Below are 15,433 nucleotides of genomic sequence, written 5' to 3'. Positions count from 1 at the left end.
TGGCCTGCCAAGCGGCGGCTAAAGACTCTCAGGATCCCCAAAAAACATCTGAATCCGCGACCGCAACCACCGTTCCCCCGGATCATTATCCTGCGACCCACGCCACGCCATGTGCAATTCAAACGAGCGCACCGGCAGTGGCGGGTCTTCCGCGCGCAAACCACCTGCAGACGTCAGCGCCTCAGCCGCGTAATCCGGCACGGTAGCCAGAATATCCGTGCCCGCCAGCAAAGTCCCCAGCCCGTTGAATTGCGGTACGGCCAAGACCACGTGGCGTTTGCGGTCGAGCTTCTCCAGCTCTTCATCGATAAACCCGCTCAGGTCGCCGGCGAATGACACCAGCGCGTGGGGGCGTGAGCAGAAGTCGTCCAGGCTCAGCGAGCCGGGCACGCTGTCGGCGCGCAGCAGTTTCGGCAGGCTGCGGCGCAGTACCTTGCGCTTGGCGTTGGCTGGCAGGTCGGCGGTGTAGCTGACGCCGATGGAGATCTCGCCGGAGGCCAGCAGGCTCGGCATCAGGATGTAGTTGACGCGGCGCACCACCAGCACAATGCCTGGGGCTTCGGCGCGCAGGCGTTTGAGCAGTTGGGGCAGCAGGGCGAATTCGACGTCGTCGGACAGGCCGATACGGAACACGGCCGTGCTGGTGGCCGGGTCGAATTCGGCGGCGCGGCTGACGGCGGTGGAAATCGAGTCCAGGGCCGGAGAGAGCAGGGCGAAGATTTCCACCGCGCGTGCCGAGGGCTCCATGCTGCGGCCAGTGCGCACAAACAGCGGGTCATCGAACAGACCACGCAGGCGCGACAGGGCCGCGCTGATGGCCGGCTGGCCGAGAAACAGCTTCTCGGCGGCGCGGGTCACGCTGCGCTCATGCATCAAGGTTTCGAATACGATCAAGAGGTTCAGGTCGACACGACGCAGGTCGTTACGGTTCATCTTGTGTCCTGGAAGAGTCAGCTTGCTTGACGAGAGCGGTCATATAAGAGCCCTAAGGTTCCATTTAGAAGCATGACCGGCATGAATCTTACGGGCAAAGGCTGGTACTCTGCACCGGCTAATTGAGTTTTCCTACGGTCCAATTGAGTTTTTCTACACGCGCTGAGGTCAATTGCTCAGTTGCGGAATCAATGACAGGCATGTCGACTATTAACGGCGACCGGTGGTCTTACCCGGAAAGCCCAGATAGAGTTCATGGCATTAGAGGTTACTTTGACGAGGTTTGCGATGTCCCGCACGATCCGTTTTCACAAGTTTGGTCCGGCCGAGGTGCTCAAGTGCGAAGAGCATGTAGCCGCGCAGCCCGCACCGGGCGAAGTGCAGGTGCGTGTCGACGCGATTGGCATCAGCTGGTATGACATTTTGTGGCGCCAGAACCTGGCGTCTTCCCATGCACGTCTGCCGTCTGGCCTTGGCCATGAGATGGCCGGGGTAGTGGTTGCCCTTGGCGACGGCGTGGATGACCTGGCAGTGGGCGATAAGGTGGCCAGTTTTCCGGCCGAAAGTCCCAATGATTATCCGGTGTATGGCGAACAGATCGTCCTGCCCCGTTCGGCCTTGACCCGCTACCCGGATGTCTTGAGCCCGATTGAAGCCAGCGTGCACTACACGCCGCTGCTGATTGCCTACTTTGCCTATGTGGACCTGGCACGGGTCAAGCCTGGGCAATTTGCCTTGGTCACCGACGCCAGCCACTGCGCCGGCCCCTCGTTTGTACAACTGGGCAAGGCCCTGGGTGTGCGGGTGATTGCTGCCACCAAGGACAGTGCCGAGCGTGAGTACCTGCTGTCCCTCGGGGCGGAAAAGGTGATTGTCACCGAAGAGCAGGACCTGCTCATGCAGGTCAACAAGTTCACCGACAACCGCGGCGTAGATGTGGTGTTCGATGGCTTGGGTGGCCCGCAGATGTCGTTGCTCGGCGATGTGCTGGCGCCGCGTGGCAGCCTGGTACTTTACGGCCTGCAAGGTGGCAACCAGACGCCATTCCCGGCCTGCGCCGCGTTCCAGAAGAACATTCAGTTCTTTGTGCACTGCATCGGCAACTTCACCGGTAAGCCGGAGCTGGGCATCATTCAGGATCAGGTGGCGTTGCAGCGTGCCTTGCGTGATATCAACCAACTGACGGCCGATCGCGTGCTGATGCCGCTGAAAACGACGGTGTTTCCGTTCAACCAGTTCGTGGAAGCGCACCGTTATATGGATGAATGCCCGTGCCGCGAGCGCGTTGCATTGCAGGTTGAAGCTGTTTGATATGTAGGAATATTCGCAAAGGAGTGTTCCAAACCCCTGGCGCATGGGGCAAATGCGCCATTTGACAGGGCTTAACCTGCGCCTTGCCCGACGCGATAACGGGCCGCTCGGTCCTGTAAACGATACCTTTCTCCCCGGCGCCGCCCTGAAACTCAGTGCGGCGTTGTTGTGTCTGCGTTATCCGCCTTTCGCCGGATGATCATCTGAACTGGTTTTTCAACAAGTTCTGTATCTGTTAATCATAATTCCAGCCCTGATAATTGAGTCTTCACTTTGAACTCAAGGACTGAGTAATGAATGATTTATTGATGCTGCTGCAAGCACTTTCTGCAACTAATAGTGCAGCCTCTGCCCCTGCCCGAGGATGCGGGTATTTTCAGGGCAGCTTTCAAACAGCGCGCAAGCGAGGATCAACATTTGGCAAATTATATTTGTCAGGCAAATCTTTTAATTCCGGGTTAAAGCGCTGTAGGAAGCTGTCGGAATCTTCCTAGGGTTGTCGCGAACGACGCCAGAACCCTCGGCGTAGAGGCATTAGCCCATCGGAGCACTCCACGGACGGCCGGGTGCGCCGCTTATGTCGATTTGTTGCAAGGTGCTAGTGTTCGTGCTTCGCGAGCACGGCAGGCGGGCAACATTCTTACAGATGCAATAGATCGAGCAACTACGCTCGGTAGTTGTTTGAAACTGATATTTCAACTCAGGTAGTAGAACTATGAGCGCTATTCACGAACAGGCGATGAATTATGTTTACCAACAAGTTCAGCAACGGTTGATTGGGTATTTCACGCGCGCGGAACGCACCGCACTTCAATTGTTGATCCAGCGTATTGTCGTGGCCGCGGGTGGCATGGAACAGATAGGCGATTACAAGGTGCTGGTGGCCCACGGCGGCGGGGAAGTCAGCACCTACACCCTGGCGCTGTTGCGTGCCGCCCAATTAAGCATCGCCGGGCGAGCGCCCAGGACGTTCCAGTTGCGGGTCGCTACGCTACGCCACGTGGGCATGACTCAGGAAACCCTCGACACCATCCATCGTGGTTACAGCCGATTGTTTTTCCACGACGACGACCGGGTTGAGCTGCTGATGGTGGAAAATGAACAGGTGCTGCCCTTTAACTACCAGCGCCCGGTATCGACGCCAGGGCGTGAATCCAGCCAGCGCCAGCGGGTGATGATCGGGCACCTGACCGCCGGCGATGTGCGCGCAACGCTGTGCAATGACACCTACCTGGCATTGGGTGATTTCTACCAGCGTGTCACTGCCTGGGATGGCGGGGTGCATGCGTTGGTCAGCGGCGATTCCGCGCGCAAGCAGGGGCAGTTGATCGCCTGGTTGAAAAAATCCGCGCAGGCCAAGGAAGACAAGGCGCCCACAGGCAAGCCTGCATCGCTCACCGGGTTGTTCCGCCGTATGGACGAATGGAGCGACGATTTCTACCGGGATCTGTTTGGCGAGCACTATGTGCCAAAGGCCGACGCCAGCGCCGGTGGGCACCGCCACTTGGCGTATATCGGCGTTGCCGACCTGCTCGAGGGCACCGAGCGTGGCTGTGCGCCTGTACTCAGTGAGTTCATGGCCTATACGCCGGACCCGCTGGGCTTTCATTTCAGTCACCCAACCTTCGCCAATCCATTGCTGATGGCACACCTGCGCGGCCTGCAGGCCGAGTGCCTGCGAGAGTTGGATTACCAGGAAGGTGTGGAAGGTTTCTTGCGGCAGGCGGCGGAGTACCTGCGTCGCCGGCAGATTCCCGACGCGCTGATAGCCCAGGCCGTCAGCCGCGAAGGGCGTGCCTTGTCGAGCAACCTTGCCGAGCAGTTCTTTGGCCTGGATGAAGGCCAACTGATCTGCCTGTTGTTTTCACCGTTCATTCATCACGGTGAACGCCTGGAAGGTTACCTGCGCCAGTGTCACCCCGGCATGCTGGTGGCTCTGCCTGAACTGCATAAGGTGCTGCAGGGCAAGCCGGCCGCCGAGATGTTGCAACAATGGGTCGCCGACACCAGCGGGGTGCCGCTGCCGTTGCTCCAGCACCTGTACCGCAAACGGCCGATGGCGCTCGTGCCGGGCGGCCGTGCCCATTACGGGCGACACGAGCGGTCTATGGCCGACGGCGACCTGGCCTTCCAGCTGTCCGGGCGATGACGCTGCGTGGTGAGCGGCAGGCGGATTTCGCCTATCAGGCGGTCTACCGCTACATGATTAACCTGATCAACGAGGTCAGTACCGATACGCGGGTGAAACTGCCGTCTTTGCGCCAGCTATCCCAGCGCCTGAATGTATCGATCTCCACTATCCAGTACGCCTACTCACTGTTGGAAAAAGAAGGCCGGGTGTATTCGGTGGCCAAGTCCGGCTATTACGCCTGGCCACTCTCCGGCAGCCCTTCGACGTTGCCCAGCGGGGATCTGCTCGAGCGCCTTTACGTCGCCGCCCGCCGCCCTGGCATGGTGGTGCTCAGCGCCGATGAGCCCGCGCTGCTGGCCTCGCTGGACGCAACGTTGCTGCGCCTCGAGCGCGAGCTGGTGCGCCAGCATCCGCGCCATTTGCAATCGTGGTCCCAGCCCTGCGGGGTTTGGGAGCTGCGCGCGGCGTTGGCGGCGCGGTACACCTCTTCGCCCAGCCGCTGCTGGCACGCCGACGACGTGTACATCGGCGCCGACCTGCGAGGCGTGCTCGACATTCTGATTGAGGTGCTGGGTTTGCGCGGCTCCACGGTGATTGTCGAGTCTCCCTGTGACTGGCTGATCCTGCGCCTGTTGCAGGACGCGGGGGTGCGCATCATCGAGTTGCCATGGGCGCCCGATGGCCGCCTGGACCTGCCGGCGCTCGAAGGCACGCTGATCGACGAAACCGTGCACCTGGTGTTGCTCTCATCAGCGGTCAGCCTGCCCTCGGGGGTTGCCATGCAGCCTTTCGAACGCCTGGAAGTCGCGCGGTTGCTTGAACAATACGGGTGTTGGTTGCTGGAAAACGACACCTACAGCGAGCTGGGTTTCCAGCCGCAACAGGCCGCGCTGCGCGACCTGGTCAACCCCGACCGGCTGGTGGTGTTTTCGTGTTTCGAGAAGATACTCGGGCCAGAGGCGCCGTATGGCTACCTGCTGTCCCGGCACATGAGCGGCGAGTTGCAGCGTCAATTCCTGTTGCGCTCGTTTCGGTTGTCCTCGATTCGCCAGCGCGCGATTGCGCGGCTCTATCACAGCGGGCAAATCGACCAGCACCTGAACACCTTGCGCCAGCTATTGCGCGAGCAAGCAGGCGAGATGAGCCAGCGCCTGGACCACCACCTGGGTGATCAAGTGACCTATCGCATGCCCAGCGGCGGCGCCACGTTCTGGCTGGGCTCTGTCCATGCCGTGGACATGCGCCAAGTGTTCCAGCATCTGCTGGCCCGCCAAGTGGTGGTGGCGCCGGGTGAACTCTTCAGCCTCGGTGGCCTGCACAGCCAGCATGTGCGTTTGAGCCACACCTTTCACGGGCAGCCGAACCTGGAAATCGCCCTGGCTGCACTGGGTGAGGCGCTGCGGCAGGCGCAACTCGGCTGAATGCATGAAATTTCTCTTGCCTGCGTAGGATCGATACCGTCGCGCAGTAGTCCAACTCTCAGTAAACTGTCGTTTTTTCTCCAAACCCTTCTTTCGAGGTTTATGCATGACAATCAGTCCTTTTGCGGGCAAGCCGGCGCCAGCTCAGTTGCTGGTGGATATCCCGCGACTGGTCACGGCCTATTACACCGGCCAGCCTGATGCAGCGATCTCCACCCAGCGCGTGGCTTTTGGCACGTCCGGGCACCGTGGCAGCTCGTTCGAGCTGAGCTTCAACGAATGGCATGTGCTTGCGATCAGCCAGGCCATTTGCCTGTACCGTGAAGCCCAAGGCATCAATGGCCCGTTGTTTGTCGGCCTGGATACCCATGCGCTGTCGACGCCAGCCGGTGCCAGTGCCCTGGAAGTGCTGGCTGCCAATGGCGTGCACGTGATGCTGGCCGAAGGCGATGAATACACGCCGACCCCGGCGATTTCCCACGCGATCATTTGCTACAACCGTGGCCGCACCAGCGGTTTGGCCGACGGCATCGTTATCACGCCGTCGCATAACCCGCCTCAAAGTGGCGGCTACAAGTACAACCCGCCCAACGGCGGCCCGGCTGACACTCACGTCACCAAGTGGATCGAAGCCAAGGCCAATGAACTGCTGGCCAATAAGCTCGCCGGCGTCAAGCGCATCACCCACGCTCAGGCGCTCAAGGCCGATACCACCCATCGCCATGACTACCTCAACAGCTACGTGGCTGACCTGGTCAATGTGATCGACATGGACGCCATCCGCAGCGCCGACCTGCGTCTGGGCGTCGATCCGTTGGGCGGAGCAGGGGTGCGCTACTGGTCGGCGATTGCCGAGCACTATCGCTTGAACCTGGACGTGGTCAACACCGAAGTCGATTCCACCTTCCGCTTCATGAGCGTCGATTGGGACGGCCAGATTCGTATGGACCCGTCCTCCAGCTACGCGATGCAAGGCCTGATTGGCCTGAAGGAGCGTTTCGACGTGGCCTTCGCCTGCGACCCGGACCACGACCGCCACGGCATCGTCACGCCGTCCGGTGGCCTGCTGGCGCCGAACAATTACCTGGCGGTGTCCATCGACTACCTGTTCCAGAACCGTCCGCAGTGGCGCGCCGATGCGGCCGTGGGCAAGACCGTGGTCAGCAGTGGCCTTATTGACCGCGTCGCCGCACGTATTGGCCGTCGCCTGTACGAAGTGCCGGTGGGCTTCAAGTGGTTTGCCGATGGCTTGTTCGAAGGCTCGCTGGGCTTTGGCGGTGAAGAAAGCGCCGGTGCATCGTTCCTGCGCAAGGACGGCACGGTATGGAGCACCGACAAGGACGGCCTGATCCCGGCCTTGCTGGCGGCAGAAATGACCTCGCGCAAAGGCCAGGACCCGAGCCAGATCTACCGTGGCCTGACCGACGCCCTGGGCGAGCCGTTTGCGATTCGTGTCGACGCCAAAGCCACCCCGGCGCAGAAAGCCCTGCTGGGCAAATTGGCGCCGGAGCAGGTGACTTCCACGCAATTGGCCGGCGAAAGCATCCAGCAAATCCTCAGCCACGCGCCGGGCAACAACCAGGCAATCGGCGGCCTGAAAGTGATGACTGAAAACGGCTGGTTTGCCGCGCGGCCATCGGGCACCGAAGACATCTACAAGATCTACGCCGAGAGCTTTATTGGCGAAGACCACCTCAAGCAACTGGTGGAAGAGGCGCAGGTGTTGGTAGACGGCGCCATTTCCGAATAACTGACACCCTGCAGTAAAGGTGGGAGCAGGCTAGCCTGCTCCCACAGTCATTTTGGGCTGGGGGGTTAGATCAGGCCAGGTCGACCAGCACGATCTCGCTGTCCTCAATCGCGGTGACTCGCAACACCTGCTCATCCTCAACCGCGACACCGTCTCGAGCTTGCGCACGCAAGCCATTGACTTCAATCACGCCCGTCGCCGGTACCAGGTAGGCGCGGCGTCCGCTGTCCAGCGTGTATTCAGCCGTTTCCCCAGCTTTCAGATTAGCCGCCACCAGGCGTGCGTCGGCGCGAATGCGCAGGCTTTCGCTGTCGCCGGCCTTGCCGCTGGCCAAGGTCACAAACCCCTCACGGTCGCCCTTTGGAAACGGTTTGGCGCCCCACGACGGCGGCAGGCCGGCTTCATTCGGAATGATCCAGATCTGGAAGATCTTGGTCGGCGTCGCTTCCAGGTTGTATTCACTGTGGGCAATGCCGGTGCCGGCGCTCATCACCTGCACATCGCCAGCCTCGGTGCGGCCCTTGTTGCCGAGGTTGTCGGCATGGCTGATGGCGCCTTCGCGCACATAGGTGATGATTTCCATGTCGCGGTGCGGGTGCTGCGGGAAACCGGTGCCCGGCGCAATAATGTCGTCGTTCCACACCCGCAGGTTGCCCCAGTGCATGCGCTTGGGGTCGTGGTACTCGGCAAATGAAAAGTGGTGATGGGCGTCAAGCCAACCATGGTGGGCGCCACCCAGGGTGTGGAAAGGTCGAAGTTCGAGCATGAGAGTCTCCTGTTGATGCTGCCATCATCCAGCAGTGCATGATCGATAAAAAGCGTAAAAAATGCCTGATTCCGATCTAACAATTCGATTGATTGCTGGCGTTTTGACTTTCACTTCATCGCCTAACTGCATGACGGCAAAGCAATTGGCTGGAACTGCGCGCCGATTCCGGCGACCATGGCGCCTTCGCTAAAACCAACCTCATCGCTGGAGTCCGCGTGCCGCAACAAACGCCTGATTTGCCCCCTGAGCTTCGCCCTCTGGCAGAAATGCCGCTGCTCAAACGCCTGGCCGCGCGTTTATTTGGCCATGGCCTCACGCGCCTGCGTGCGCAGCATCGGTTCTCCTGGCTGCATGGCCAGGCCGACGGTTTTCGCAGTGGGCACGAGGCCGGTGTGGAGTATGGCTACCGCGAGGGCAAGGCTGACGGCATTGAAGAGGGTCGGCAGGTCTTGCTGATTCGCGACTTCCGCCCGGATGAACACCGCGCACCGGGCGTGGACGACAGCCTGTTCGACGACTGGCGTCTGCCGCTCACCGCCGAGGTCAAGAAGCGCATGAAGGCCGACGTGGCGCGCTTGCTGCCAGCCCACGCACAGCCGAGCGCCGCGCAATGGAAAATGATTTTCAGCGATACGCCCTCGACGTCAGTCATTGCCGGGGCGGGCGCGGGTAAGTCGACTTCGCTGGTGCTGCGCATCCTGCTGCTCACCCATTACCTGGGCTTTGAGCTCAGCTCGATGACCGTGGTGACGTTCACCCGCGAGTCGCGCAAGGACTTCATCCACAAGCTCATGGAAATTCTCAGCCTGTGGGGTCAGCCCCTTGGCAGCAAGGAAGCCCAAGCCGTGGTGCGCACCTTCCACTCGCGCATTCTGCCGATGGTGCGCAGCTTGCCGGGCTTTGAACGGCTGCAGGCGTTTGAAAACCTCAGCAGTGGTTTCGAGGACGCCGACAGCAACCCGTTCGACCTGCGCATCAGCGACGCCCAGCGCCAACAGATGAATGCCTGCTACCACCGGTTGCATGGCCGACACGCGCGCTTCCGTGAGTTGATGGCGCCATTGGCGCGCCATGGCCTGCAACTCAAAGAGCTGGAACGTGACCACCCGGATGTGCAAAAGCGCATCGCCGTGACTGAGTTGGCCGCCAAGCGCGATGAAGAACTCTGCGATGTGATCGAAGACTTGTGGTTTCGCGCCGGTGCCTGGCCCATCAAGGGTATCGAGCCCAGCCGCCAGACCTTCGAAATCAATGGCGCGCAGTTCCATTGCCACGGCTACATTCCCGAGTTGGACGCCTGGGTGGTGCTGGGTTTCGATTCGCGGGAAAACGCCCAGATCAGTCGGCCCAACTCAAAGCTTTCCGTGCGCGCAGAGTGGGCGGTTAAACGCACCTTGTTTCAAGCATTCTGTCGTAAGCCTTTGATATGGCTGGATAGTTATGAGTCTTCTAAACGTCTTTTAAGCAGCCTTGCCGGTGATGCCACTGCCGGGCCAGGTTTTGACTATAAGGTGAAAGGCGAGCTGACCTCGGCGCCGCTGCTGGACAGTTTTGTCATGGCCGCCGGGTTCATCGAAAACCTTGGGTTGGACGTGCCGACCGCCGTCGGCCAGATGAGCTTCGCCAAGGATGATCCAGACCGATGCTTCTTTGAAGCCCTGAGCATTTTCTGGAAAGCCCTGGAAGACCATCTGCTCGACCAATCGCCGCCAATCATGACCTACAACCGCATGTTCTCGCTGTTCGGCGAGAACACCCCGGAAAACCTCAAGCTGCTCAGTGACCCACTGTTGCGGCCAATGTCGCACCTGATGATCGACGAGTTCCAGGACGTCTCGCCGCAGATCGTCTCGTGGGTTCGCGCCAGCCTGCGTGAAATACGCAGCCGTGGCCCGGCGATGCACGTTGGCCGTGGCGCGCAGCGTTCGTCCTTGCTGTGCGTGGGCGACGACTGGCAGTCGATCTACGGCTGGCGCGGCAGTTCGCCCAAGTACTTCATGGAATTCAACAACGAATTCCCGTCACCGACCACCACCCGCGTGATGCTGAGCGAGAACTACCGCAGCCACCAGCACATCATCGACGCTGCCGAGCATATTGTGCGGGCCGCACCGGCGATCCCCGGCAAGAAGGCCAAGGCCAGTGGCGAGCCCAAGGCTTTGGTGCCGGTGACGGTGCTTGAGCGGGATGACGCCGCGCTGGGTCGGCGGCTGTTGGAGCACTATCAAAAGGGCGATTCGGTGTTAATGCTTTATCGAAAAAGTAGCGATAAGTTACTGATTCAAGAGCATATTCAGTCTGTGGTTAATGTGGATTCCAGCTTGCCGCCAGCGGCGCGTCGGTTGAAACAACTGACGTATCACAGTGCCAAAGGCCTGCAGGCGGATGCCGTATTCCTGCTTGGGGATTGCCAGCATGTGACCAGCTCGCCGTACAAGAACCAGGTCTACCGCATGGCCGGCCTGGGTAAGGACGGTGACAGCGAGCCCTATGATTCTGCGCAAAAAGATGAGGTGCTGCGCCTGGCCTACGTGGGCATTACCCGGGCAGTGAGCCATTGCTATTGGTATGTGGAAAAACCCGAAGGCCAGGGCGTGAATGTGCCCAGGGCGTCAGAACGGGTAGAGGGCAAAAAGGCTTTTTTTGACGATCAGCGCAATTAGCGCATAGACACAAATCAAATGTGGGAGCGGGCTTGCTCGCGAAGGCGGTGTGTCAGTTGCAGATGTACTGGCTGACGAAACGCCTTCGCGAGCAAGCCCGCTCCCACATTAGATATGCATTGCCTGATAGAAATGGTCGTCACGCCCGCAACGAAAGCGGCGGCACAAAACACTCCAGCTCATCCTCCACCGCCTCGATAATGCGCTCCACATCGGCCGCATTCATCACCGTCGCGCAGGGAATGCCAGCAATGGCTATCAACGTCTCACCGCTCTCTCGGTCAAACAATCGAGCGACCATGCTGCCAGGGGCGTCCATGCTCCCCTCGAAGCCCATCGGATGAAAATGCCAGCGCATCAACTGGCAGGCGTTGGGGAACGTCACTTTATTCATGTTGCCCACCTTGTTCATTGAGCGCTTCCTTTAGCTCGCGGCAGGGGGCCATGACCTTCACTGGTCTTGGCGTCGAAGAGCTTCAAAAATAGCACTCGTTCGCGCCTCCAAGGGTTTTTTTTTGCTCCCGTTCGGCGGTTGTATTCGTTTAATTTGATGTGCGTCATGTCCTACCCCAAACTAGGCAGAACGCCACTATTTAGATGTGCCCATTGACCATTGAACGCGCCGGTAAACTTCGGCAATCTCAACCGTTTATCCGCCGTCGAGCCCTACATGACCACCATCGCCCCAGCGGATGATTGCCAGAACACCCAAGCCACCGGCGAGCTGGTCTTGCGTCACCACTTGTGTTGGCGCCATCGTGACCTGGATGGCGTGATGTCCTACTACCACCCTGAAATCCAGTACCACGATTTCTTCCAGAACCGCGTCATCGGCTACGCCGAACTGCGTGAGTACCTGCAAGCCAGCATGCCGCGTGGCGCCGACGAGGCGATCGAGCACACCGACCGCATCCGGGCCGACGGCGATACCGCGTTCATCCAGTACCGCATCACCTTGCGCGGCGGTCAGGGCCTTGTGTCGTTTCGCACCAGCGAAGCCATCACCGTGCGCGACGGGCTGATCTGGCGAGTCAACGAATACGCCTCGCTGGTGCACGAGCAGCCAACCCAGGCCATGCGCCCCACGGTCAGCCGCCTGGGCCTGTCGCCCCAGCAATTGGGGCATATGGCCAATGACTTGCAGCAGTACTTCCAACTTAAACAACCGTACCTGGACCCGGAACTCGACCTGCAGCGGGTGGCCAAGGAATGTGGCTACAGCCGTAATCAGATTTCCTACCTGCTGAACCAGGTGCTGGGGCAGAGCTTCTACCGTTACGTCAACCAGGCCAGGCTCCAGCATTTGCTCGCCGCGCTGGACAGCGCCCAGCCGCCGATAAAGGTCGATGACCTGGCGTTCGCCGCCGGTTTCAATTCGCTGTCGGCGTTCTACAGCGCGTTTCGCCAGCACACCGGCCAATCGCCCAAGGCCTACGTCAAACAAATTTCCCTGCGTGCACGCGCGCAAGACAGCCCATAACGCCGCGCTCTAGGATCCTGCCTATCGAAATGAGGGTGGGGAGCTTGGCATGCCGGCATGGCGCAATATCAGTTTATGGATGGACCAGCTGAATGACCCACTGGTGGCGCGGCCGTCCCTGGAGCATGACCTGGACGTCAACGTGGCCATCATCGGCGCCGGTTACACCGGTCTGTGGACCGCCTACTACCTGAAGCGCCAGGCGCCTGAGCTGAAAATTGCGATTATCGAGGCGCAGACCGCAGGTTTCGGCGCCTCCGGCCGCAACGGCGGTTGGCTGATGGGCAACCTGCTGGGCGAAGACCGCTTGCTGGCCGGGCTTTCGCCGCAGCAACGCCGCGCCTCCTTTGACCTGCTGCACGGCATTCCCGATGAAGTCGCCCAGGTGCTGGCCCGCGAAGGCATCGATTGCGACTACCGCAAGGGCGGCGCGCTGTACTGCGCCGCGCGCTACCCCGAGCAGGAAGGCAGCCTGCGTCGCTACCTCGACAAACTCCACGCCCAGGGCCTGACCGAGGACGACTACCGCTGGCTCAGCCCACAACAGCTGGCCGAGCAAATCCGCATCGCCAGGCCTTATGGCGGCATTTATGCACCGCATGTGGCGACCATCAACCCGGCCAAGCTGGTGCGCGGCCTGGCGCGAGTGGTGGAGAGCATGGGCGTCACGATCTATGAGAACAGCCCCGTCACCCATTGGCAGTCCGGCAGCCTGCGCACCGCCAACGCCTGTGTGCGCGCGGCTTGGGTGGTGCCGGCGGTGGAAGGCTACGCGACCACGTTGCCGCCGTTGGGTCGCTATCAGTTGCCGGTACAAAGCCTGATTGTGGCCACCGAGCCGCTGCCCGCCAGCACCTGGGCTGAAATCGGCCTGGAGCATGGCCAGGCGTTCGGCGAAAGCAGCCGCCAGGTCACTTACGGCCAGCGCTCCGCCGACAATCGCCTGGTGTTCGGTGCCCGTGGCGGCTACCAGTTCGCCGGGAAGCTGCGCCACAACTTCGACCTGACCAGCAGCGAAGTCGAACTGCGTCGCTACCTGTTCGGCGAACTCTTCCCACAGCTCAAAAACGTGCGGATTACCCACTCCTGGGGCGGCAACCTCGGCATGTCGCGCAATTTCCGCCCGCACATGCTCTGCGACCACAAAACCGGCATCGCGCTGTCCGGCGGTTATGGCGGCGAGGGCGTAGGCGCCACCAACCTGGGCGGCCGCACCCTGGCCGACCTGATCCTGGGCCTCGACACGCCGCTCACCACCCAGCCCTGGGTGATCCGCGAGCGCGGCCTGGAAGCGCTTAAAGCCTGGGAGCCCGAGCCGTGCCGTTGGCTGGGCTACAACGCGATCATTCGCAGTTTTGTCCATGAAGACCAGGTGTTGGCCAACCCCAACACCGCCCCTTGGCGCCGCAAGCTGGCGACCGGCGTGGCCGGGTTCATGGAAGGTTTCATGCACTAAACCGTTTCACTCACACGGGAAAACCCATGAGCATCACTCATTTCAAAGACACGCTGAATGCCCATTTGCCGGACTCCTCCCCGGTGGCCGTGCCCTTGGGCGAACCCATCGCCGTGGCCTCCACCTTGAGTGTGGAACGCAGCGACGGCGTCGAAACCGGCATCTGGGCATGCACCCCGGGGCGCTGGCGTCGGCAGATCAAATCCCAGGAGTTTTGCCACTTTATCCAGGGCCGCTGCACCTTCACCCCCGACAACGGTGAAGTGGTTCACCTACAAGCCGGCGATGCACTGATGTTGCCGGCCAACAGCACCGGGATCTGGGATATCCAGGAAACCGTGCGCAAGACCTACGTATTGATTCTGTAACGCTTTGATCCTTGATCGCCTGCCATAAAAACAGCCCTAAAACCGCCAGGAAATCGAACCATGAAAGCCATTGCCCTGTTGCCCTTGATGTTGGTGGCCTCTATCAGCCAGGCCGCCGAGACGGTGAAGATTTACAACTGGTCGGACTACATTGCGCCGGACACCACCAAGAATTTCCAGAAAGAAACCGGCATCGGTTTCACCTACGACGTGTACGACAGCAACGAAACCCTCGACGGTAAGTTGATGACCGGCAAATCCGGCTACGACGTGGTGTTCCCGTCCAACCACTTCATGGCCCGGCAGATCCAGGGCGGCGCCCTGAAGAAGCTCGACAAGAGCCAGCTGCCGAACTGGAAAAACCTCAACCCGGTGCTGCTCAAGGCCCTGGAAAACAACGACCCGGGCAACGCCCACGGCTTCCCGTATCTATGGGGCAGCACTGGCATCGGCTACAACATCGACAAGGTCAAGGCAGTGCTCGGCGACAACGCGCCGGTGGATTCCTGGGACCTGATCTTCAAGCCGGAAAACATGGCCAAGTTGCAGAAATGCGGCGTGGCAATCCTCGACAACGGCCCGGAACTGCTGCCGGCAGCGCTCAACTACCTGGGCCTGCCGCACCACAGCAAAAAGGCCGAGGACTACAAAAAGGCTGAAGACCTGCTGATGAAAGTGCGGCCGTACGTGGCGTACTTCCACTCCTCGAAATACACCGCCGACCTCGCCAATGGCGACATCTGCGTGGCCGTGGGCTTCTCCGGTGACATCCTGCAGGCCGAAAGCCGCGCCAAGGAAGCCAAGAACGGCGTGAACATCGGCTACAACATTCCCAAGGAAGGCGCCGCTATCTGGTTCGACATGGTCGCCATGCCCGCCGATGCGCCTGACGAAAAGGCCGGCTATGCGTTCATGAACTACCTGCTGCGCCCGGAAGTGATGGCCAGCATCACCAACTACGTGCACTACGCCAACGGCAACAGCGCGGCCGACAGCCTGGTGGACCCGGCAATCAAGGCCGACACCAAGGTGTACCCGAGCCCGGAAATGATGGGCAAGTTGTTTGCACTGGAGGCGATGCCGCTGAACATCGACCGGATTCGTACGCGGGTTTGGAACACCATTCGTACCGGGCGATAGCCCTTGCTTAG

General features: G+C 60.6%; 12 protein-coding genes. 9 read left to right on the top strand and 3 right to left on the bottom strand.

The features are described 5' to 3' along the window. Window positions 1–18 precede the first annotated feature (18 nt). A complete protein-coding gene (locus HX783_RS25140; RefSeq protein WP_256347295.1) occupies window positions 19–933 on the bottom strand; it encodes a LysR substrate-binding domain-containing protein in 915 nt (304 codons plus the stop codon). A gap of 288 nt (window positions 934–1,221) precedes the next feature. Here HX783_RS25140 and HX783_RS25135 point away from each other — a divergent pair, with 288 nt between their 5' ends. The 4 genes from HX783_RS25135 to pgm all read left to right on the top strand — a co-directional run bounded on the left by HX783_RS25135 (window position 1,222) and on the right by pgm (window position 7,546). Beyond that, entirely contained in the window at window positions 1,222–2,244 is a 1,023-nt protein-coding gene (locus HX783_RS25135; protein WP_177018647.1) for a zinc-dependent alcohol dehydrogenase family protein, read from the top strand. A gap of 715 nt (window positions 2,245–2,959) precedes the next feature. Continuing rightward, a complete protein-coding gene (locus HX783_RS25130) occupies window positions 2,960–4,393 on the top strand; it encodes a hypothetical protein (RefSeq protein WP_177018646.1) in 1,434 nt (477 codons plus the stop codon). Beyond that, window positions 4,390–5,796 carry a PLP-dependent aminotransferase family protein gene (locus tag HX783_RS25125; RefSeq protein WP_177018645.1) on the top strand — a complete coding sequence of 469 codons (1,407 nt, stop codon included), beginning with the start codon at window positions 4,390–4,392 and terminating at the stop codon, window positions 5,794–5,796. Before HX783_RS25130 ends, HX783_RS25125 begins: the two co-directional genes overlap by 4 nt. Window positions 5,797–5,902: 106 nt before the next feature. Further along, window positions 5,903–7,546, top strand: a complete 1,644-nt coding sequence (gene pgm / locus HX783_RS25120) for a phosphoglucomutase (alpha-D-glucose-1,6-bisphosphate-dependent) (RefSeq protein WP_177018644.1) — start codon at window positions 5,903–5,905, stop codon at window positions 7,544–7,546. 70 nt (window positions 7,547–7,616) lie between these two features. On the opposite strand, the gene HX783_RS25115 is transcribed toward pgm, so the two are convergent. Beyond that, window positions 7,617–8,312, bottom strand: a complete 696-nt coding sequence (locus HX783_RS25115; RefSeq protein WP_177018643.1) for a pirin family protein — start codon at window positions 8,310–8,312, stop codon at window positions 7,617–7,619. A gap of 218 nt (window positions 8,313–8,530) precedes the next feature. Here HX783_RS25115 and HX783_RS25110 point away from each other — a divergent pair, with 218 nt between their 5' ends. Beyond that, window positions 8,531–10,978 (top strand): UvrD-helicase domain-containing protein, encoded by a 2,448-nt coding sequence (locus HX783_RS25110; protein WP_177018642.1) that lies wholly within the window; start codon window positions 8,531–8,533, stop codon window positions 10,976–10,978. A 139-nt stretch (window positions 10,979–11,117) separates the two neighbouring features. Here the strand turns inward: HX783_RS25110 and HX783_RS25105 are convergent, their stop codons facing one another. Next, complete coding sequence (locus HX783_RS25105; RefSeq protein ID WP_177018641.1) at window positions 11,118–11,390, bottom strand: DUF1652 domain-containing protein; 273 nt, start codon at window positions 11,388–11,390, stop codon at window positions 11,118–11,120. Between the two features lie 258 nt (window positions 11,391–11,648). On the opposite strand from HX783_RS25105, the gene HX783_RS25100 reads away from it, so the two are divergent. From HX783_RS25100 to HX783_RS25085, 4 genes are read left to right on the top strand one after another with little or no spacing between them, the layout of a single operon-like run. Next, window positions 11,649–12,458, top strand: coding sequence for an AraC family transcriptional regulator (locus HX783_RS25100; protein ID WP_177018640.1), 810 nt, complete (start codon window positions 11,649–11,651; stop codon window positions 12,456–12,458). A 49-nt stretch (window positions 12,459–12,507) separates the two neighbouring features. Then, entirely contained in the window at window positions 12,508–13,914 is a 1,407-nt protein-coding gene (locus HX783_RS25095) for an FAD-binding oxidoreductase (RefSeq protein WP_177018639.1), read from the top strand. 26 nt (window positions 13,915–13,940) lie between these two features. Continuing rightward, window positions 13,941–14,282 (top strand): cupin domain-containing protein, encoded by a 342-nt coding sequence (locus HX783_RS25090; protein ID WP_159956391.1) that lies wholly within the window; start codon window positions 13,941–13,943, stop codon window positions 14,280–14,282. A gap of 60 nt (window positions 14,283–14,342) precedes the next feature. Then, window positions 14,343–15,422: a polyamine ABC transporter substrate-binding protein gene (locus HX783_RS25085; RefSeq protein ID WP_177018638.1), complete on the top strand. Its 1,080-nt coding sequence runs from the start codon at window positions 14,343–14,345 to the stop codon at window positions 15,420–15,422. Window positions 15,423–15,433 lie beyond the last annotated feature (11 nt).

This window comes from Pseudomonas sp. D2002, assembly GCF_013385735.1.
Taxonomy (GTDB): domain Bacteria; phylum Pseudomonadota; class Gammaproteobacteria; order Pseudomonadales; family Pseudomonadaceae; genus Aquipseudomonas.
The sequence above is the reverse complement of the archived record's forward strand: the minus strand, read 5'-3'. Positions and strand labels throughout refer to the sequence as shown.

Bases quoted from the DNA above. Each gene is read 5' to 3' on its own strand.
- HX783_RS25095 (WP_177018639.1), top strand. From the start codon at position 12,508: ATGCCGGCATGGCGCAATATCAGTTTATGGATGGACCAGCTGAATGAC.
- HX783_RS25115 (WP_177018643.1), bottom strand. From the start codon at position 8,312: ATGCTCGAACTTCGACCTTTCCACACCCTGGGTGGCGCCCACCATGGT.
- HX783_RS25125 (WP_177018645.1), top strand. From the start codon at position 4,390: ATGACGCTGCGTGGTGAGCGGCAGGCGGATTTCGCCTATCAGGCGGTC.
- HX783_RS25135 (WP_177018647.1), top strand. From the start codon at position 1,222: ATGTCCCGCACGATCCGTTTTCACAAGTTTGGTCCGGCCGAGGTGCTC.
- HX783_RS25140 (WP_256347295.1), bottom strand. From the start codon at position 933: ATGAACCGTAACGACCTGCGTCGTGTCGACCTGAACCTCTTGATCGTA.
- HX783_RS25130 (WP_177018646.1), top strand. From the start codon at position 2,960: ATGAGCGCTATTCACGAACAGGCGATGAATTATGTTTACCAACAAGTT.
- HX783_RS25100 (WP_177018640.1), top strand. From the start codon at position 11,649: ATGACCACCATCGCCCCAGCGGATGATTGCCAGAACACCCAAGCCACC.
- HX783_RS25085 (WP_177018638.1), top strand. From the start codon at position 14,343: ATGAAAGCCATTGCCCTGTTGCCCTTGATGTTGGTGGCCTCTATCAGC.
- HX783_RS25105 (WP_177018641.1), bottom strand. From the start codon at position 11,390: ATGAACAAGGTGGGCAACATGAATAAAGTGACGTTCCCCAACGCCTGC.
- HX783_RS25090 (WP_159956391.1), top strand. From the start codon at position 13,941: ATGAGCATCACTCATTTCAAAGACACGCTGAATGCCCATTTGCCGGAC.
- pgm (WP_177018644.1), top strand. From the start codon at position 5,903: ATGACAATCAGTCCTTTTGCGGGCAAGCCGGCGCCAGCTCAGTTGCTG.